This is a genomic window from Pseudomonas sp. MF09150, from assembly GCF_059862355.1.
In genome coordinates, this window is the sequence record NZ_JCBCUS010000002.1 from 264,242 (window position 1) to 284,418 (window position 20,177).

The window sequence follows — 20,177 nt, forward strand, 5'->3', positions numbered from 1 at the left end:
AGCCGCGAACGGCTCGCCGGGTACGTTTGTAGCAACCTCACGTTGCTGGCCAACCCTGGCTGCGCGGGTATGGGCAAAAACCTAGCTTAGCCCCAGCTCGCGCCAAATCCGTAAAACCTCGCGCCGTTCGCTGGCGAACTGATCACCGGCAATCACCCCGGCCTCGTTCTGCAAGGCCTGGCGGTGGGCGGCGGAACGGTAGGCCTTATACACCTCGCGCAGCAGGCTGGCATCGGCTGCGGGGAGTAGCCCGACCTCCTCCAACCCTTCCAGAATGCGGATATTGTCGGTGTAGCGCAGCAATGACGGGTGCTCTTGCGACCACGCCAGGGCCGCGTATTGCACCATAAATTCAATATCGACGATACCACCGGCGTCCTGCTTGAGATCGAACGGCGCCGTGGCTTCGAAGGCGTTTGCCGCGGTTCCGGCGGCGGTCAGCTTGCTGCCCAGGTTGTCGCGCATCTTGGCCCGCATCTCGCTGACCTCCTGGCGCAGCTTGGGCAGGTCGCGGGCCTTGCCCAGCACCGCGGCGCGGACTTTTTCAAAGGCCCGGCCCACATCCTGGCTGCCGACCAGCACCCGCGCCCGCACCAGGGCCTGATGTTCCCAGGTCCAGGCTTCGTTTTCCTGATAGCGCGCAAAGGCCCCCAGGGAGCTGACCAACAGCCCCGAAGCGCCGGACGGACGCAGGCGCATATCAACTTCGTAGAGCTGCCCGGAGTTGGTCTGAGTGGTCAGCAAATGAATGATCCGCTGGCCCAGCCGGGTGAAGAATTGCGCACCGTCGATCGGCTTGGCGCCATCGGTTTCGGCCTGGGGATCGCCGTCATGGATAAACACCAGGTCCAGGTCGGAGCCGTGCCCCAGCTCGATACCACCGACCTTGCCGTAGCCGACAATGATAAATCCCGGGTCGCACAGGGTGCCGTCGCTGCGCTGGGGCGAGCCATATTTGGCCACCGTCTGGCGCCAGGCCAGGGCCAGAACCTGTTCGAGAATGGCCTCGGCCAGCCAGGTCAGGTAATCGCTGACCTTCATCAAGGGCAGGCTGCCGGCGATTTCCGAGGCGGCGACCCGCAGCCGGTGGGCCAGTTTAAAGTGGCGCAAGGCTTCCATCTGCTGCTCAAGGTCGTCCTCGGGGATGCGGGTCAGGCGCTCCCGCAGCTCGGCGGCCAGCTCCGGAGCCTGGGGCGGCTTGAACAGCCGACCCTCGTTAAGCAATTCATCGAGCAACAGTGGAAAACGGGTGATCTGCTCGGCAATCCACGGGCTGGCGGCGCACAGGGTCAGCAAACGGCGCAGGGCCCCGGGGTTTTCGGTGAGCAGTACCAAGTAGGCCGAACGCCGCGCCACCGCCTCCACCAGCGGCAACACCCGCTCCAGCACCAGATCAGGGTTGGCATGTTCCACCGCCTGCGCGAGCAAGCGCGGGATAAAGGCGTCGAGCCGCTCCCGCCCCAGGCGTTGCATGGCCCGCAGTTGCGGGCTGCTGCGCAGGCTGGCGAGGGTTTTCAGGGCTTTGGGCGCATCGTTGAAGCCGCCCTCCTGCAACTGCCGGCAGGCTGCCTCCTCGTCCTGGGCCTCCTCCCACAGCGGCAGCCATTCGCCGCCGACCACCACTTCGCTCTCGGTACCGTCTTCCTCGTCCGGATCGGCAATCACCTGGCGGAAGTGCCACTCCACCCGGCCGCGCCAGTACATCAACTGCTCGTGGAACGCCGCCCAATCGGCAAAGCCCAGCATAAAGGCGATACGCGCCTGGTCCTGCGGGCTGTCAGGCAGCATTTGGGTCTGGCGGTCGGCAATTGCCTGGATTGCGTGCTCGGTGTAACGCAGGAACTCATAACCTTCGCGCAACTCACCAATCACTGCCGGCGGCAGGTAACCCTGACCTTCCAGGGTGCTCAGCACCTTTAATAAAGGCCGCTGCTGCAAGCTGAGGTCACGCCCGCCATGGATCAGTTGAAACGCCTGGGCAATGAACTCGACCTCGCGAATGCCGCCAGAACCCAGCTTGATGTTCTCGGCCATGCCCTTGCGCCGCACTTCCTGCTGGATCAACTGCTTCATGGTGCGCAGCGCTTCGATCGCCGAAAAATCCAGGTAGCGCCGGTAGACAAAGGGCCGCAGCAGGTCCAGCAACTGGGCCCCGGCCACTTGATCACCAGCCACCACCCGCGCTTTGATCATGGCATAACGCTCCCAGTCCCGGCCCTGGTCCTGGTAGTACTGCTCAAGGGCATTGAAACTCAGGACCAGGGCGCCGGCCGACCCATAAGGGCGCAGGCGCATGTCGACACGGAACACAAAACCGTCGACGGTCATCGGGTCCAGGGCCTTGATCAGGCGCTGACCGAGGCGAATGAAGAATTCCTGGTTATCCAGCGAACGCTTGACCCCCACCGTCTCGCCGCCCTCGGGGTAGGCAAAGATCAGGTCGATGTCCGAAGACAGGTTCAGCTCCACCGCCCCCAGCTTGCCCATGCCGAGGATCACCATCTGTTGCGGCTCGCCGCTGCGGCGACCGGTGGGGGTGCCGAACTGCTGGCAATGGCGCAGGTACAGCCATTGATAGGCCTGGTCGATGCTGGCGTCGGCCATGTCGGACAGGTCACGACAGGTTTGCACCAGGTCCGCCTGGCGCGTCAGGTCGCGCCAGATGATCCGGACCTGGTGCCGGGTCCGCTGGCGGCGCAGCACCCGACCCAACTCGTCTTCGGTTTCGGCCTGCTGCACCGCGGCTGCAATCTGGGCGCACAGCTCTCCCGGCGCAAAACCGCGATCCAGCTCGCCGGACTGCACCAGTTGCAGCAACATCAAAGGGTCACGCAGACTCTGCTCAATGACAAAATCGCTGGCCGCGCCGACCCGGGCAAAGTCGTCCCAGCGTTGCTCGGTCCAGGCTCCAAGCCCGTGTTCGTCATCCAGGGCTGCCACCGCGTCACGAAACGACTGCTGCGCACGAGTGACTAATGGCAGGAGAATCGCGGGGACTTGGGCAAGCACGGGCAGGCTCATGGGCTATCCTTGATCGGCGTGGAAAGTGAGGGGCTGTGGCAAATACCGCAAACACGCGTCGTGATGGACTGTCGAACAAAGGTTAGAAATAGCTGAAAATTCTGTTTTATTGGCAGCCAGCATCAAATTCCTACCCAAGGATGTTGGCCGCTGACCAACAGTAACGATTTTTCTCACAACGAAGCAGGAGGCCACAAGCCAATCTTCTGTAGTTTTACTACTCGTATATACATTCGAAAGGCTGAAATGGCCGACGATTTGTAGTAAAACTACACGCCGCCGGATCAACCCTCCGGCAATCCAAGAATTTATAATCGTCTGCCCACAAGGCCAGTCGCAAACTCAGGCAACCGATTCTGGAAGCCTTTCCGCCCTGGAGCAAGCCATGCAAGACCTCGATCCCGTCGAAACCCAGGAATGGCTGGACGCCCTGGAATCGGTTCTCGACAAAGAAGGCGAAGACCGTGCTCACTATCTGATGACCCGTATGGGCGAACTCGCGACCCGCAGCGGCTCGCAATTGCCCTACGCCATCACCACGCCCTATCGCAACACGATTCCCGTCACCCACGAAGCACGCATGCCTGGCGACCTGTTCATGGAACGCCGCATTCGCTCGTTGGTACGTTGGAACGCGATGGCGATGGTCATGCGCACCAACCTGAAGGATTCAGACCTGGGCGGTCACATCTCCAGCTTCGCCTCCAGCGCGACGCTGTATGACATCGGTTTCAACTACTTCTTCCAGGCCCCGACCGACGAACACGGCGGCGACCTGATCTACTTCCAGGGCCACACCTCCCCAGGCGTTTACGCCCGTGCGTTCATGGAAGGCCGCATCTCTGAAGAACAAATGAACAACTTCCGCCAGGAAGTCGACGGTCAGGGCCTGTCGTCCTACCCGCACCCTTGGCTGATGCCTGACTTCTGGCAGTTCCCGACCGTATCCATGGGTCTGGGTCCAATCCAGGCGATCTACCAGGCGCGATTCATGAAGTACCTGGAAGCCCGCGGTTTCATCCCTGAAGGCAAGCAGAAAGTCTGGTGCTTCCTGGGCGACGGCGAGTGCGACGAACCGGAATCCCTGGGCGCCATCTCCCTGGCCGGCCGCGAGAAGCTGGACAACCTGATCTTCGTCATCAACTGCAACCTGCAGCGCCTCGACGGCCCGGTTCGCGGCAACGGCAAGATCATCCAGGAACTCGAAGGCGTATTCCGTGGCGCCCAGTGGAACGTGACCAAAGTCATCTGGGGCCGTTTCTGGGACCCACTGCTGGCCAAGGACGTCGACGGCATCCTGCAACGTCGCATGGACGAAGTCATCGACGGCGAGTACCAGAACTACAAGGCCAAAGACGGCGCCTTCGTTCGCGAGCACTTCTTCAACACGCCTGAACTCAAGGCCATGGTTGCCGACTTGTCCGACGACGAGATCTGGAAACTCAACCGTGGCGGCCACGACCCGTACAAGGTCTATGCGGCCTACCACGAAGCGGTCAACCACAAAGAACAACCTACCGTCATCCTGGCCAAGACCATCAAGGGTTATGGCACCGGTGCCGGCGAAGCGAAAAACACCGCGCACAACACCAAGAAAGTCGATGTCGACAGCCTGAAGTTGTTCCGCGACCGCTTCGACATCCCGGTCAAGGACGAAGAGCTGGAGAACCTGCCGTTCTTCAAGCCAGAGCCAAACAGCGCCGAAGCCCGCTACCTCAGCGAGCGCCGCACTGCCCTGGGCGGTTTCGTGCCACAGCGCCGCGCCGAGAGCTTCGCCGTCCCGACGCCAGACCTCAGCACCCTCAAGGCCATCCTCGACGGCTCGGGCGACCGTGAAATCTCCACCACCATGGCCTTCGTGCGGATCCTCGCGCAGCTGGTCAAGGACAAGGAAATCGGCCCACGCATCGTTCCGATCATCCCGGACGAAGCCCGTACCTTCGGTATGGAAGGCATGTTCCGCCAGTTGGGCATCTACTCGTCCGTCGGCCAGCTCTACGAGCCAGTCGATAAAGACCAGGTGATGTTCTACCGCGAAGACAAGAAGGGCCAGATTCTCGAAGAAGGCATCAACGAAGCGGGCGCCATGAGCTCCTTCATCGCTGCCGGTACTTCGTACTCCAGCCACAACCAGCCGATGCTGCCGTTCTACATCTTCTACTCGATGTTCGGCTTCCAGCGTATCGGCGACCTGGCCTGGGCCGCTGGCGACAGCCGCACCCGTGGCTTCCTGATCGGCGGCACCGCCGGCCGCACCACGCTGAACGGCGAAGGCCTGCAACACGAAGACGGCCACAGCCACATCCTGGCCGGCACCATCCCGAACTGCCGCACCTTTGATCCAACCTACGGCTATGAGCTGGCGGTGATCATCCAGGACGGCATGAAGAAAATGACCGAAGAGCAGCAGGACGTTTTCTACTACATCACCGTGATGAACGAGTCGTACCAGCAGCCAGCCATGCCGGCCGGTGTCGAGGACGGCATCATCAAGGGCATGTACCTGCTCGAAGAAGACACCAAGGAAGCGGCGCACCACGTCCAGCTGATGGGCTCCGGCACCATCCTGCGCGAAGTGCGTGAAGCGGCGAAGATCCTGCGTGAAGAGTTCAACATCGGCGCTGACGTCTGGAGCGTTACCAGCTTCAACGAACTGCGTCGCGATGGCCTGGCCGTCGAGCGCAGCAACCGCCTGCACCCGGGCCAGAAGCCGCAACTGAGCTACGTCGAAGAGTGCCTGAGCGGCCGTAAAGGTCCGGTCATTGCCTCTACCGACTACATGAAACTGTTCGCTGAACAAATTCGTCAGTGGGTCCCGTCCAAGGAATTCAAAGTCCTGGGCACCGACGGTTTCGGCCGCAGCGACAGCCGCAAGAAACTGCGTCACTTCTTCGAAGTAGACCGTCATTTCGTGGTGTTGGCAGCCCTGGAAGCCTTGGCTGACCGTGGTGATATCGAACCCAAGGTGGTGGCCGAGGCTATCGTCAAGTTCGGGATCAACCCGGAAAAACGCAACCCACTGGACTGCTGAGGAGACACTCTGTGAGCGAACTCATTCGCGTACCTGACATCGGCAGCGGTGAAGGTGAAGTAATCGAACTATTTGTGAAGGTCGGCGACCGTGTCGAAGCCGACCAGAGCATCCTGACGCTTGAGTCGGACAAGGCCAGCATGGAAATTCCTGCGCCCAAGGCCGGTATCGTCAAAGCCCTGAAAGTGAAGCTGGGCGATCGCCTGAAAGAAGGCGACGAACTGCTCGAGCTGGAAGTCGAAGGTGCCGCTGCTGCGGCCCCTGCGGCTGCCCCTGCGCCGGCGGCCGCACCTGCCGCCGCCGCTCCAGCCGCCGCGCCGGCTGCTGCCACCACGCAGCAAGTCCACGTGCCGGACATCGGCTCGTCGGGCAAGGCCCAGATCATCGAGATCCAGGTCAAGGTCGGCGACACCGTCGAGGCCGATCAATCCTTGATCACCCTCGAATCCGACAAGGCGAGCATGGAAATTCCATCGCCTGCCGCTGGCGTGGTCGAGAGCATCAGCGTCAAGCTCAACGACGAAGTCGGCACTGGCGACCTGATCCTGGCGTTGAAAGTGGCGGGTGCTGCGGCCCCTGCCGCCGCCGCGCCAGCCCAGGCTGCAGCGCCTGCTCCGGCAGCCGCTGCCGCTCCTGTGGCCGCGCCTTCAGCACCGGTAGCCGACACCGTCCAGGACATCCACGTCCCGGATATCGGTTCGTCGGGCAAGGCCAAGATCATCGAAGTCCTGGTCAAGGCTGGCGACACCGTCACCGCCGACCAGTCGCTGATCACACTCGAATCCGACAAGGCGAGCATGGAAATTCCATCGCCTGCCGCCGGCGTCGTGGAAAGCGTTTCGATCAAGCTGGACGACGAAGTCGGCACCGGCGACCTGATCCTCAAGCTCAAGGTCAAGGGCGCAGCTCCCGCAGCCGCTCCTGCTCCAGCCCCTGCTGCGGCTCCCGCGGCCAAGGCTGAAAGCGCACCTGCCGCTGCGGCTCCGGCACCTGCTGCCGCACCCGCGGCGGCCCCGGCCAAGCCAGGCGCCAAGGTTCACGCAGGTCCGGCGGTTCGCCAACTGGCTCGCGAATTCGGCGTCGACCTGAGCGGCGTCAGCGCCAGCGGCCCACACGGCCGTGTGCTGAAAGAAGACGTGCAGGTCTACGTCAAGGCCATGCTGCAGAAAGCCAAGGAAGCACCGGCAGCTGCCGGCGCAACCGGTGGCGCTGGCATCCCGCCGATCCCGGTCGTGGACTTCAGCCGCTTCGGCGAGATCGAAGAAGTGCCGATGACCCGCCTGATGCAGGCTGGCGCCGCCAACCTGCACCGCAGCTGGCTGAACGTACCGCACGTGACCCAATTCGACTCGGCTGATATCACCGAGCTGGAAGCGTTCCGCGTGGCCCAGAAAGCCGTCGCCGAGAAGGCTGGCGTCAAGCTGACCGTGCTGCCATTGCTGCTCAAGTCCTGCGCACACCTGCTCAAGGAACTGCCGGACTTCAACAGCTCGCTGGCCCCTAGCGGCAAGGCGATCATCCGCAAGAAGTACGTCAACATCGGCTTCGCGGTCGACACCCCTGATGGCCTGCTGGTACCGGTGATCAAGAACGTCGATCAGAAGAGCCTGTTGCAACTGGCTGCCGAAGCCGCGGCCCTGGCTGAAAAAGCCCGGACCAAGAAACTTTCGGCCGACGACATGCAGGGCGCCTGCTTCACCATCTCCAGCCTCGGACACATTGGCGGCACCGGCTTCACGCCGATCGTCAACGCGCCGGAAGTGGCGATCCTCGGTGTTTCCAAGGCCACCATCCAGCCTGTCTGGGACGGTAAAGCCTTCCAGCCGAAGCTGATGCTGCCCCTGTCGCTCTCCTACGATCACCGTGTGATCAACGGCGCCGCTGCGGCACGCTTCACCAAGCGCCTGAGCGACCTGCTGGCCGACATCCGCACCATCCTGCTGTAAGCCAATCGGCTCTCCTGTCACGGGAGAGCCGATACGCACTGTTTTCCGAGCGCCACGCTCGTACCTCAACCCCGCCAATTTGGCGGGGCTTTTTTTGCCTGCACATCGGCGCAGCAGCCAGGCCAGAGCCCGGCGCCAAACGGCACGCGATAAGTGTGCAGAAATCCTGAGCGCTGCCGATAGATTCTTATAGCACTTAGCCTTCATCTCTCTTGTCAGTAAGTGCCGCATGATGCAACCTTGCCGCAGACAACAGTGAAGAGGGCGCGAGCCCAGCGCGATCAGCATTTTCGAAGCGAGTTCCTCAATGAAAAGCCAACCCGATGCCGCCAGCCGTATGGTGGCCGAGGTAGTGACGCAGTTGCCCGTGCCTTCCAGGCTCGGCATGCTGCGTTTCGAACGGCTGAACGAAGCTAGCTGGGCGCTGCTGTTTCTCGACCCCAATTGCGAACGCCAATTCGGCCTGCCGGCGGTCGAGCTATGTGCTCTGGTCGGCGCCCCTTACGCCAGCCTGATGGAGCCTGAAGCGCGCTATCAGTTGCATGACGCCATCCAGCAGCAACTGACCCACAGCCCGCACTATCTGGTGCGCTACACCCTGCATACAGCCGAAGGCCCGTTGAGCCTGCTGGAGCTGGGCGAAGCCTACAAACAGCACAATCGCCACCTGTTGCGCGGCTACCTGCTGGTGGTCGACGGCCTGTTCAGCGACGCCCCCACACTGCCCACCCAGGACCTGGAGACCCAGAACAGCCGCCTGCAGATCGCCCTGGAACTCAACCAGCGCGCCCAGCAGGAACAGCTGCAGCACCTGGACCGGGTACGCGCCCAGCAGGACCTGATCCTGCTCCTGACGCGCCAGCGCTACAGCTCCGGCAACTCGTTGAAGGAAGCCGCCGAGCTGATCACCCGCTGCGCCTGCGACATCTACGAGATCGACTGCGCGAGCATCTGGAACCTCGAAGACCAGCTGTTGAAGCCGATCGCCGCGTACACCCGCGCAACTCAGGAATACCGGATCCCCGAGGTCATCGACGCCAGTGGTTTTCCGGATTACCTGGAGGCCCTGCACAGCTGCCGCGCCATCGATGCGCACAACGCCATGCGCGATCCGCGCACCCGAGAGATGGCAGAAAGCCTTAGGCCCCGCGACGTGAATGCGATGCTCGACGCGAGCATCCGCATCGACGGCCAGGTGGTCGGCGTGCTGTGCCTGGAACAGACCGGCGTGACCCGGGCCTGGCAGTCCGACGAGATCGCCTTTGCCGGCGAGCTGGCCGATCAGTTCGCCCAGGTCATCAACAATCACAACCGCCGCACCGCCACCAGCGCCCTGCACCTGTTCCAGCGTGCCGTGGAGCAAAGCGCCAACGCGTTTTTGCTGGTCAATTGCGATGGCGTGGTGGAGTACGTCAACCCCAGTTTCACTGCGATCACCCAGTACAGCACCGAGGAAGTCCACGGTCATCGGCTGTCGGAACTGCCGGCCCTGGAAAACCTCAGCGAGCTGCTGTTCGACGCGCCGTCCAGCCTGGCCCAGAGCAACAGCTGGCAAGGCGAGTTCAAGAGCCGCCGCAAGAACCTGGAGCCCTACTGGGGCCAGTTGTCGATCTCCAAGGTCTATGGCGACAACCGCGAGCTGACGCACTACATCGGCATCTATGAAGACATCACCCAGGCCAAGCTGGCCCAGCAGCGCATCGAGCGCCTGGCCTACACCGACAACCTGACCAACCTGGGCAACCGTCCTGCCTTTATCCGCAACCTTGACGAACGTTTCGCCCGCGACAGCAACACCCCCATCAGCCTGCTGCTGGTGGACATCGACAACTTCAAGCGGATCAACGACAGCCTCGGCCACCAGACCGGCGACAAATTGCTGATCAGCCTGGCCCGCCGCCTGCGCAACAGCCTGAGCCCGAGCGGCAGCCTGGCGCGCTTCGCCAGCAACGAGTTCGCGGTGCTGCTGGATGACACCAGCCTGGAGGCCGGCCAGCTGATTGCCAGCCAGTTGCTGACGACCCTGGACAAGCCGATGTTCGTCGACAACCAGCTGATCAGCGTCACCGGTTCCGTGGGCCTGGCCTGCGCGCCGCTGCACGGGCGCGACCCGCAAACCCTGATGCGCAACGCGGGCCTGGCTCTGCACAAGGCCAAGGCCAACGGCAAGCACCAGGTGCAGGTATTCACCGAAGCACTGAACGCCGAGGCCAGCTACAAGCTGTTCGTGGAAAACAACCTGCGCCGCGCCCTGACCCAGAACGAACTCGACGTGTTCTACCAACCCAAGCTCTGCCTGCGCAGCGGCCGGTTGCTGGGGATGGAAGCCCTGCTGCGCTGGAACCACCCGGAAAAGGGCATGATCCGCCCGGACCAGTTCATCAGCGTGGCTGAAGAGACCGGCCTGATCATCCCCATCGGCAAGTGGATCGCGCGCCAGGCCTGCCGCATGAGCAAGCAACTGACCGCAGCGGGCCTGGGCAACCTGCAGGTGGCGATCAACCTGTCACCCAAGCAGTTTTCCGACCCGGACCTGGTGGCCTCGATCGCCAGCATCCTCAAGGAGGAGCAGCTACCCTCCTCGCTGCTGGAGCTGGAACTGACGGAAGGCTTGCTGCTGGAAGCAACGGAAGACACCCACCAGCAACTGGATCAGTTGAAAAAGCTCGGCCTGACCCTGGCCATGGACGACTTCGGCACCGGCTATTCGTCCCTGAGCTACCTGAAGAAATTCCCGATCGACATCATCAAGATCGATCGCAGCTTTATCCACGAAATTCCCGACAATCAGGACGATATGGAGATCACTTCAGCGGTGATCGCCATGGCCCACAACCTGAAACTCAAGGTGGTGGCCGAAGGCATCGAGACTGCCGAGCAACTGGCCTTCCTGCGCCGCCACCGTTGCGACGTCGGCCAGGGCTACCTGTTCGACCGCCCGATCCCCGGCTCCGAGCTGATCGACAAGCTCAAACGCTACCCGCGCGGCCCAATCGCCTGACAGCGCTGTAACACTCGGGCAAACTGCGTGTCTATTCTGTAACTGACTCCCCAACCTGACTGAGAGGACTGAATCATGGTTCTGCGCTCGGAAATCCTGGTGAACAAAAACGTGCTACCGACTAAAGAACAAGCTCTACCTGGCCGCGAAACCCCGATGAACCTGCCCGAAACCCATTTCGTCAATGGCAACCCGCTGCTGGGCCCATTCCTCGACGATGTGGGCTTCGCGATCTTTGGCCTGGGTTGTTTCTGGGGCGCGGAACGCCGCTTCTGGCAGCACGACGGCGTGGTCAGCACGGTGGTCGGCTATGCCGGCGGCCTGACGCCCAATCCGACCTATGAAGAAGTCTGCTCGGGCCTGACCGGCCACAGCGAAGTGGTGCTGGTGGTCTACGACCAGGCCAAGACCCGCTACGAAGACCTGCTGAAAATGTTCTGGGAACTGCACAACCCGACCCAGGGCATGCGCCAGGGCAATGACATCGGCAGCCAGTATCGCTCGGTGATCTATGCCACCACGCCAGAGCAGTTGGCGGCGGCAAAAGCCAGTGCACAGGCCTATCAGGAAGAACTGACCAAGGCCGGCCTGGGCACCATCACCACTGAAATCGAAGAAGCCCCGACCGTCTACTTTGCCGAGGCCTACCACCAGCAATACCTGGCGAAAAATCCCGCCGGCTACTGCGGCATCGGTGGGACCGGGGTCACTTGCCCCATTTAGAGCAGCCACAAGCGGCAAGTTAAGAGCAGCGACAAGCGGCTCAGTCCTGGCTTGCCGCTTGCCGCTGTTACTCCTCTATCAGCCAGTCCATCTGCCAGCCGCCCTGGGTCTGGCCGAGCTTTTTCGACAGCCACGGCAGCAGTTCCCGCAGCTCTTCCTCCAGGCCCCACGGCGGGTTGGCGATGGCCAGGCCGGAACCGTTGAGGCTGTTGGGGGTGTCCAGCGGGTGCACCAGCAACTCCACGCGCAACAGCTTGGGGGCTCCGGTGCCGGCCAGGTCCTGGTAGAAGCGGCGCAACATGCGCTGATCCTTGACCGGGTACCAGATGGCCGCCACGGTCTGGCGCATGCGGCCGATGGCTTCCTTGAGCGACGCCGCGCACCGCTGCATTTCGTCCAATTGCTCGAAGGGCGGATCGATCAGCATCAACGCGCGCTTCTCGGCCACCGGCAGCAGGGCCCGCGCCACGTGCCAGCCTTCGCCCAGGTGCACCGCCACCCGGCGATCACCTTTCATGTTGTCCTTGAGCAACTGCCCGTCTTCGGGGTGTTTCTCGTTGAGCAGCACCCGGTCCTGGGGACGGGTCAGGCGCCGCGCCAGCTCCGGCGAGCCCGGGTAATAGCGCAATTGGCCATCCGGGTTCATCTTGCGCAGCAGGTCCATGTAATCGGCGGTCAGCGGCGGCAGATCCTGCTCGCCCCACAACCGGGCAATGCCCTCCAGGTACTCGCCGGTGCGCGACGCCTGGTCGCCCTGAAGGTCATACAGACCAATGCCGGCGTGGCTGTCGAGGTAAGCGAATGGCTGCTCCTTGCGCGACATCAGGGCGATGAGGCGGGTCAGGGTCAGGTGTTTGAAGACGTCGGCGTGGTTGCCGGCGTGGAAGGCGTGACGATAGTTCATGGTTGCTCCTGCGCAGGGGGCGAAGTTTACCTTGTACACGCGCCGTCGTCAGGTCACGCCGCGCAGCCCCTGGCTTATGCCGCAAACCGGGGCCGGCGTGAGAAAAAATTCTAATGCCAGTTCGACCTGTGCGCTGCGAAGGCATTACATTCAGGCCCTACAAAAAAACCAATGCAAGCCAAGGAGGTCGAGCCACTTATGAAAGACGCAACGATTGCGCTGCACCATGGATTCAAATCAGACCCGACGACCAAGGCCGTGGCCGTGCCGATCTACCAGAACGTCGCCTTCGAGTTCGATAACGCGCAGCATGGCGCGGACCTGTTCAATCTCGATGTGCCGGGCAATATCTACACCCGCATCATGAACCCCACCAACGATGTGCTGGAGCAGCGCATGGCAGCCCTGGAAGGCGGGATTGCCGGGTTGGCAGTGGCCGCGGGCAGTGCGGCGATCCACTACGCGATCCAGACCCTGACCCAGGCCGGTGACAATATTGTCTCCACCCCGCAGCTGTACGGCGGCACCTACACCCTGTTCGCCCACCTGCTGCCCAGCTTCGGCGTCGAGGTGCGGTTTGCCCGGGATGATTCGGCCGAGGCGATTGCCGAGCTGATCGACGACAAGACCAAGCTGGTGTACTGCGAAAGCATCGGCAACCCGGCCGGCAACATCGTCGACCTCGAAGGCCTGGCCCAGGCCGCTCACGCCCGTGGCGTGCCGCTGATGGTGGACAACACCGTGGCCACGCCGATCCTGTGCAAGCCGATCCAGTTCGGCGCCGATATCGTGGTGCACTCGGTGACCAAGTACGTGGGCGGCCACGGCAACTCCCTGGGTGGGGTGATTGTCGACAGCGGCACCTTCCCGTGGGCCGACCACCCGCAAAAATTCGCCAGCCTCAACACCCCGGAGCCGGCCTACCACGGTGTGGTCTACACCGAGAAGTTCGGCCCGGCGGCCTTTATCGCCCGCGCTCGTACCGTGCCACTGCGCAACACCGGCGCAGCCCTGGCGCCGATGAACGCGTTCCTGCTGCTGCAAGGCCTGGAGACCCTGGCCCTGCGCATGGAACGCCACACCGAGAACGCGCTCAAGGTCGCGCAGTTCCTGCAGCAGCATGCCCAGGTGGCCTGGGTCAGCTACGCCGGGCTGCCTGACCACCCGCACCACGAGTTGGCGCAGAAATACATGAAGGGCAAACCGTCGGCGATTCTCTCGTTCGGCCTCAAGGGCGGCTATGAAGCCGGCGTGCGTTTCTACGACGCGCTGCAGATCTTCAAGCGCCTGGTGAACATCGGCGACGCCAAGTCCCTGGCCTGTCACCCGGCCTCCACCACCCATCGCCAGATGAATGAGCAGGAGCAGGCCAAAGCCGGGGTCAAACCGGAAATGATCCGCCTCTCGGTGGGCATCGAAGCCATCGAAGACATCCTTGCCGACCTCGACCAGGCCCTGAGCCTGGCCTAAAAAAACGGCCCGCAACCAGAAGGTGGCGGGCCGTTTCTTATCCGAGGGCAACGAGCCTTGGCTCGTGGCCGTCAGCGATTGAGCTTGAAGTCTTTTTCCGCAGCGTCAAAGCGTTGCAGCATGCCCGCCGTAGGGCGGCCTTTGCTGCTGACCAGGAGGATCGCCAGGCTGGCGAAGATAAAGCCCGGGATGATTTCGTACAGGCCCATGGTGTCGAAGTGTTTCCACAGAATCACAGTGGCCGCACCGACAATGATCCCCGCCAACGCGCCGTCACGGGTCATGCCTTTCCACAGCACCGAGATCAGCACCACAGGACCGAAGGCAGCGCCGAAGCCGGCCCAGGCGTAGCTGACCAGGCCCAGTACGCGGTTTTCCGGGTTGGCGGCCATGAGGATGGCAACCAGGGCCACCAGCAGCACCATGGCCCGACCGACCCACACCAGCTCGACCTGGGAAGCGTTTTTACGCAGGAAAGCCTTGTAGAAGTCTTCGGTCAAGGCACTGGAGCACACCAGCAACTGGCAACTCAGGGTGCTCATGACCGCCGCCAGGATGGCCGACAGCAGGACACCGGCAATCCACGGATTGAACAGCAGCTTGGCCAGCTCGATGAACACACGCTCGTGGTTCTCGGTCACAGGGCCGGCCACTTCCGGGTGCGCCGAGAAGTAGGCGATGCCGAAGAAGCCCACCGCCACAGTGCCGCCCAGGCACAGGATCATCCAGGTCATGGAGATGCGACGGGCCTTGGCGATCGATTTCACCGAATCCGCGGCCATGAAGCGCGCCAGGATGTGCGGCTGGCCGAAGTAACCCAGGCCCCAGCCCAGCAGCGAGATCACGCCGACGAAGGTGGTGTTTTTCAGCATGTCGAAGTTGCTTGGGTCCTGGGCCTCGATGGCCAGGAAGGTGGTGTCGACGCCACCGGTGGCCAGCAGCACGATGATCGGCGTCAGCAACAGGGCGAAGATCATCAGCGTGGCTTGTACGGTGTCGGTCCAGCTCACCGCCAGGAAACCGCCGACGAAGGTGTAGGCGATGGTCGCGGCAGCGCCGGCCCACAGCGCGGTCTCGTAGGACATGCCGAAGGTGCTTTCGAACAGACGGGCGCCGGCCACGATGCCCGAAGCGCAGTAGATGGTGAAGAACACCAGGATCACGACCGCGGAAATGATCCGCAGCAGACCGCTTTTATCCTCGAAACGGCTGGAGAAATAATCCGGCAGGGTCAAGGCATCGCCGTTGTGCTCGGTCTGCACCCGCAGGCGACCGGCCACGAACAGCCAGTTCAGGTAGGCGCCGATGATCAGGCCGATGGCGATCCAGCTTTCCGACAGGCCCGACATATAGATGGCACCTGGCAAGCCCATCAACAACCAGCCGCTCATGTCCGAGGCACCGGCGGAAAGCGCGGTTACCACGCTGCCCAGGCTGCGGCCGCCCAGAATGTAGTCGGAAAGGTTATTGGTAGAGCGATAGGCCATGAAGCCGATCAGCACCATTGCTGCGATGTAGATCACGAAGGTGATCAAGGTTGGATTGCTTGCACTCATTGAGTTACGCCCTGGCTTTGTTTTTATGGTGCTGCGGTCATTCTTCACCGCCAAACGTGTACGTCTGACAGACGATGGGGTGTTCCGCGCATTTATGACCGATGTTTCCCCAGGAAAGCCATCAGCCGGTGAACCGCCCTCGTGAGACGGTTGCACCTTGGGCGCGAATCCTATTCAACAACCCAAATAGGGTGCAACCAGTTTCTTGAGAATTAGTTGCACCTAGTCGTTTTAATCCGTAATAACCCATTTCTTGCTCCCTTTTGGAGCAAAAAGCCTGATTTTCAGAATGAAAAGCACCAACTGCGATCACACCCAAGCAACTGGAATTTTTTTCCTGATGAGCTGCGTATTTGTCCGACAAAAAAAGGGTTGCACCCGGTTGCACCTCTTTCGGCGCCCGGCTAATCTTGCGCCCAGCTGATGCCACGCAGTCGTGGCAAACATGAGGATAAAAATATGGCTACCACCACCCTTGGGGTCAAACTCGATGACCCGACCCGCGAGCGCCTGAAGGCGGCCGCGACCTCGATTGATCGCACACCGCACTGGCTGATCAAGCAGGCAATTTTCAATTACCTGGAAAAACTCGAGGGTGGTGCAACCCTGACTGAGCTCAGCGGTTCGATCCGCACCGACGGCGACGAAGCCGGCGAGGTGCAACTCGACCACGCGCACCAGTGCTTCCTCGAGTTCGCCGAAAGCATCCTCCCGCAGTCGGTGCTGCGTGCATCGATCACCGCCGCCTACCGCCGTCCGGAACCGGAAGTGGTGCCGATGCTGATCGAGCAGGCCCGCCTGCCGGCGGCCATGGCCGAAGCCACCAACAAGCTGGCGTCGTCGATTGCGGAAAAACTGCGCAACCAGAAGAGCGCCGGCGGCCGTGCCGGTATCGTTCAGGGCCTGCTGCAGGAGTTCTCCCTGTCGTCCCAGGAGGGCGTGGCCCTGATGTGCCTGGCCGAAGCGCTGCTGCGCATTCCCGACAAGGGCACTCGTGACGCGCTGATCCGCGACAAGATCAGCACCGGCAACTGGCAGCCGCACCTGGGCAACAGCCCGTCGCTGTTCGTCAACGCGGCCACCTGGGGCCTGCTGCTGACCGGCAAACTGGTGGCCACCCACAACGAAGCCGGCCTGACATCGTCCCTGAGCCGCATCATCGGCAAGAGCGGCGAGCCGATGATCCGCAAGGGCGTCGACATGGCCATGCGCCTGATGGGCGAACAGTTCGTCACCGGCGAAACCATCGCCGAAGCCCTGGCCAACGCCAGCAAGTTCGAAGCCAAGGGCTTCCGCTACTCCTACGACATGCTCGGTGAAGCGGCACTCACCGAACACGATGCACAGAAGTACCTCGCCTCCTATGAGCAGGCCATCCACTCGATCGGCAAGGCTTCCCACGGTCGCGGCATTTATGAAGGCCCGGGCATCTCGATCAAGCTCTCGGCCCTGCACCCGCGTTACAGCCGCGCCCAGTACGAGCGCGTGATGGACGAGCTGTACCCGCGTCTGCTGTCGCTGACCCTCTTGGCCAAGCAATACGACATCGGCCTGAACATCGACGCCGAAGAAGCCGACCGCCTGGAGCTGTCCCTGGACCTGCTGGAGCGCCTGTGCTTCGAGCCGCAGCTGACCGGCTGGAACGGTATCGGCTTTGTGATCCAGGCCTATCAGAAACGCTGCCCGTACGTGATCGACTACGTGATCGACCTCGCGCGCCGCAGCCGCCATCGCCTGATGATCCGCCTGGTAAAAGGCGCGTACTGGGACAGCGAAATCAAGCGCGCCCAGGTCGAAGGCCTGGAGGGCTACCCGGTCTACACCCGCAAGGTCTACACCGACGTTTCCTATATCGCCTGCGCACGCAAGCTGCTGTCGGTGCCGGAAGTCATCTACCCGCAGTTCGCGACCCACAACGCCCACACCCTGTCGGCCATCTACCACATCGCCGGGCAGAACTATTACCCGGGCCAGTACGAGTTCCAGTGCCTGCACGGCATGGGCGAACCCCTGTACGAGCAAGTGGTGGGCAAGGTTGCCGAAGGCAAGTTGAACCGACCGTGCCGCGTGTACGCACCGGTGGGCACCCATGAAACCCTGCTGGCCTACCTGGTCCGTCGCCTGCTGGAAAACGGCGCCAACACCTCGTTCGTCAACCGAATTGCCGACCAGTCGATTTCGATCCAGGAGCTGGTGGCCGATCCAGTGGCCAGCATCGAGCAAATGGCGACGCTGGAAGGCGGCTTCGGCCTGCCGCACCCGCGTATTCCATTGCCGCGTGATCTGTACGGCAGCGAGCGCGCCAACTCGGCGGGCATCGACCTGGCCAACGAACACCGCCTGGCATCGCTGTCCTGCGCCCTGCTGGCCACTGCTCACAACAACTGGAAAGCCGCGCCGATGCTGGGCTGCGCGTCCAGCACCGAAGCGCCTGCCCCCGTGCTCAACCCGTCGGATCTGCGCGACGTGGTCGGCCATGTCCAGGAAGCCACGGTCGAAGACGTCGACAATGCTCTCCAGTGCGCGATCAACGCCGGCCCGATCTGGCAGGCGACCCCGCCCGCCGAACGCGCCGCGATCCTGGAACGCGCCGCCGACCTGATGGAAGGCGAGATCCAGCCGCTGATGGGCCTGCTGGCCCGCGAAGCCGGCAAGACCTTCGCCAACGCCATCGCCGAAGTGCGTGAAGCCGTGGACTTCCTGCGCTACTACGCGGTACAGGCTCGCAACGACTTCACCAACGATGCCCACCGCCCATTGGGCCCGGTGGTTTGCATCAGCCCGTGGAACTTCCCGCTGGCCATCTTCAGTGGCCAGGTCGCCGCAGCGCTGGCTGCCGGCAACCCGGTACTGGCCAAGCCTGCCGAGCAAACCCCGCTGGTGGCGGCACAAGCCGTGCGCATTCTGCTCGAAGCCGGGATTCCCGAAGGCGTGCTGCAACTGCTGCCGGGCCGCGGCGAAACCGTCGGCGCCCGCCTGGTTGGCGATGATCGGGTCAAAGGCGTGATGTTCACTGGCTCCACCGAAGTGGCGCGGCTGCTGCAACGCAACGTCGCCGGGCGCCTGGACAACCAGGGCCGGCCGATTCCGCTGATCGCCGAAACCGGCGGCCAGAACGCGATGATCGTCGACTCCTCGGCGCTGACCGAACAAGTGGTCATCGACGTGGTGTCCTCGGCCTTCGACAGCGCCGGCCAGCGTTGCTCGGCCCTGCGCGTACTGTGCCTGCAGGAAGATTCGGCAGACCGCGTGATCGAAATGCTCAAGGGCGCCATGGCTGAATGCCGTCTGGGCAACCCGGAGCGCCTGTCGGTGGACATCGGCCCGGTGATCGACGCCGAAGCCAAGGCCGGCATCGAGAAACATATCCAGGCCATGCGCGACAAAGGTCGCAACGTGTACCAGGTGGCGATTGCCGACGGCGAAGAAATCAAGCGCGGCACCTTCGTCATGCCGACCCTGATCGAACTGGAAAGCTTCGACGAGCTGCAACGGGAGATCTTCGGTCCGGTGCTGCACGTGGTGCGCTACAAGCGCAAAGAGATCGACCAGTTGATCGCCCAGATCAACGCCTCGGGCTACGGCCTGACCCTGGGCGTGCACACCCGCATCGACGAAACCATCGCCAAGGTGATCGACAACGTCCATGCCGGTAACGTCTACGTCAACCGCAACATCGTTGGCGCCGTGGTCGGTGTGCAACCGTTCGGCGGCGAAGGCCTGTCGGGCACTGGCCCGAAAGCCGGTGGCCCGCTGTACCTGTACCGCCTGCTGTCGACCCGCCCAGTGGACGCCATCGAGCAGTCGTTCGCTCGTGGCGACGCCCTGAATGCACCGGATGTGCGCCTGCGCGACGCCATGAGCAAACCGCTGGGCGCCCTGCAAGCCTGGGCCGAAAGCAATAAGTTGGCGGAACTGGGCGCGCTCTGCGTGCAGTTTGCGGCGCAATCGCAAAGTGGCGTCACCCGGACCCTGGCCGGCCCGACCGGTGAGCGCAACAGCTACGCGATCCTGCCCCGCGAACACGTGCTGTGCCTGGCCCAGGACGAAGGCGACCTGCTGACGCAACTGGCCGCGGTACTGGCCGTAGGCGGCAGCGCGGTATGGCCGGAAGGTGAACCGGGCAAGGCGCTGTATGCGCGCCTGCCGAAGGACGTCCAGGCCCGCATCCAGCGCGTCGCCGACTGGACCAAGGACGAGGTGGCGATCGATGCCGTGCTGCATCATGGCGACTCCGACCAGTTGCGTGCGGTGTGCGAGCAAGTGGCCAAGCGTGCCGGTGACATCGTCGGCGTGCACGGCCTGTCCCAGGGCGAAACCGGGGTGGCCCTGGAACGCCTGGTGATCGAGCGCGCACTGAGCGTCAACACTGCTGCGGCGGGCGGTAACGCCAGCCTCATGACCATCGGGTAAGAGCAGCGGCAAGCCTCTAGCGGCAAGGAAAAGCAGTCCAGTTCGGGCTGCTTTTTTCTTGCCGCTAGAAGCTTGCAACTTGTCGCTGTTACTTGCTGCTTGTGCCGCCCCA

The 20,177-nt window shown here is 62.7% G+C and carries 9 protein-coding genes; 6 read left to right on the forward strand and 3 right to left on the reverse strand.

Going from position 1 to position 20,177, the window contains the following annotated elements:
- Nucleotides 1-81: 81 nt before the first annotated feature.
- Nucleotides 82-3,021 (reverse strand): bifunctional [glutamate--ammonia ligase]-adenylyl-L-tyrosine phosphorylase/[glutamate--ammonia-ligase] adenylyltransferase, encoded by a 2,940-nt coding sequence (gene glnE, locus AC19YX_RS10720; protein ID WP_500606227.1) that lies wholly within the window; start codon nucleotides 3,019-3,021, stop codon nucleotides 82-84.
- A gap of 385 nt (nucleotides 3,022-3,406) precedes the next feature.
- On the opposite strand from glnE, the gene aceE reads away from it, so the two are divergent.
- From aceE to msrA, 4 genes are all read left to right on the forward strand, one after another.
- Nucleotides 3,407-6,052, forward strand: coding sequence for a pyruvate dehydrogenase (acetyl-transferring), homodimeric type (gene aceE, locus AC19YX_RS10725; RefSeq protein ID WP_078469508.1), 2,646 nt, complete (start codon nucleotides 3,407-3,409; stop codon nucleotides 6,050-6,052).
- An 11-nt stretch (nucleotides 6,053-6,063) separates the two neighbouring features.
- Nucleotides 6,064-7,998, forward strand: coding sequence for a dihydrolipoyllysine-residue acetyltransferase (gene aceF, locus AC19YX_RS10730; RefSeq protein ID WP_500606228.1), 1,935 nt, complete (start codon nucleotides 6,064-6,066; stop codon nucleotides 7,996-7,998).
- Between the two features lie 307 nt (nucleotides 7,999-8,305).
- The gene (locus tag AC19YX_RS10735) at nucleotides 8,306-10,999 is read left to right on the forward strand and encodes a sensor domain-containing phosphodiesterase (RefSeq protein ID WP_078469506.1); all 2,694 of its coding nucleotides are present in this window, start codon (nucleotides 8,306-8,308) and stop codon (nucleotides 10,997-10,999) included.
- Nucleotides 11,000-11,074: 75 nt separating this feature from the next.
- Nucleotides 11,075-11,722: a peptide-methionine (S)-S-oxide reductase MsrA gene (gene msrA / locus AC19YX_RS10740; protein ID WP_020297308.1), complete on the forward strand. Its 648-nt coding sequence runs from the start codon at nucleotides 11,075-11,077 to the stop codon at nucleotides 11,720-11,722.
- Nucleotides 11,723-11,789: 67 nt separating this feature from the next.
- Here msrA and AC19YX_RS10745 read toward each other — a convergent pair whose 3' ends face one another.
- Nucleotides 11,790-12,626: a 23S rRNA (adenine(2030)-N(6))-methyltransferase RlmJ gene (locus AC19YX_RS10745; RefSeq protein WP_078469504.1), complete on the reverse strand. Its 837-nt coding sequence runs from the start codon at nucleotides 12,624-12,626 to the stop codon at nucleotides 11,790-11,792.
- A 198-nt stretch (nucleotides 12,627-12,824) separates the two neighbouring features.
- Here AC19YX_RS10745 and AC19YX_RS10750 point away from each other — a divergent pair, with 198 nt between their 5' ends.
- Nucleotides 12,825-14,096, forward strand: a complete 1,272-nt coding sequence (locus AC19YX_RS10750; protein WP_078469503.1) for an O-acetylhomoserine aminocarboxypropyltransferase/cysteine synthase family protein — start codon at nucleotides 12,825-12,827, stop codon at nucleotides 14,094-14,096.
- A 71-nt stretch (nucleotides 14,097-14,167) separates the two neighbouring features.
- Here AC19YX_RS10750 and putP read toward each other — a convergent pair whose 3' ends face one another.
- Complete coding sequence (putP, locus tag AC19YX_RS10755) at nucleotides 14,168-15,652, reverse strand: sodium/proline symporter PutP (RefSeq protein ID WP_078469502.1); 1,485 nt, start codon at nucleotides 15,650-15,652, stop codon at nucleotides 14,168-14,170.
- Between the two features lie 459 nt (nucleotides 15,653-16,111).
- Between putP and putA the strand changes: the two genes are divergently transcribed.
- The gene (gene putA / locus AC19YX_RS10760) at nucleotides 16,112-20,065 is read left to right on the forward strand and encodes a trifunctional transcriptional regulator/proline dehydrogenase/L-glutamate gamma-semialdehyde dehydrogenase (protein ID WP_500606229.1); all 3,954 of its coding nucleotides are present in this window, start codon (nucleotides 16,112-16,114) and stop codon (nucleotides 20,063-20,065) included.
- Nucleotides 20,066-20,177: the final 112 nt, after the last annotated feature.

What these genes read in the sequence shown, in the direction of transcription:
- glnE (WP_500606227.1), bottom strand. Translation starts at nt 3,021, where the DNA reads ATGAGCCTGCCCGTGCTTGCCCAAGTCCCCGCGATTCTCCTGCCATTA.
- aceE (WP_078469508.1), top strand. Translation starts at nt 3,407, where the DNA reads ATGCAAGACCTCGATCCCGTCGAAACCCAGGAATGGCTGGACGCCCTG.
- AC19YX_RS10735 (WP_078469506.1), top strand. Translation starts at nt 8,306, where the DNA reads ATGAAAAGCCAACCCGATGCCGCCAGCCGTATGGTGGCCGAGGTAGTG.
- msrA (WP_020297308.1), top strand. Translation starts at nt 11,075, where the DNA reads ATGGTTCTGCGCTCGGAAATCCTGGTGAACAAAAACGTGCTACCGACT.
- AC19YX_RS10745 (WP_078469504.1), bottom strand. Translation starts at nt 12,626, where the DNA reads ATGAACTATCGTCACGCCTTCCACGCCGGCAACCACGCCGACGTCTTC.
- AC19YX_RS10750 (WP_078469503.1), top strand. Translation starts at nt 12,825, where the DNA reads ATGAAAGACGCAACGATTGCGCTGCACCATGGATTCAAATCAGACCCG.
- putP (WP_078469502.1), bottom strand. Translation starts at nt 15,652, where the DNA reads ATGAGTGCAAGCAATCCAACCTTGATCACCTTCGTGATCTACATCGCA.
- putA (WP_500606229.1), top strand. Translation starts at nt 16,112, where the DNA reads ATGGCTACCACCACCCTTGGGGTCAAACTCGATGACCCGACCCGCGAG.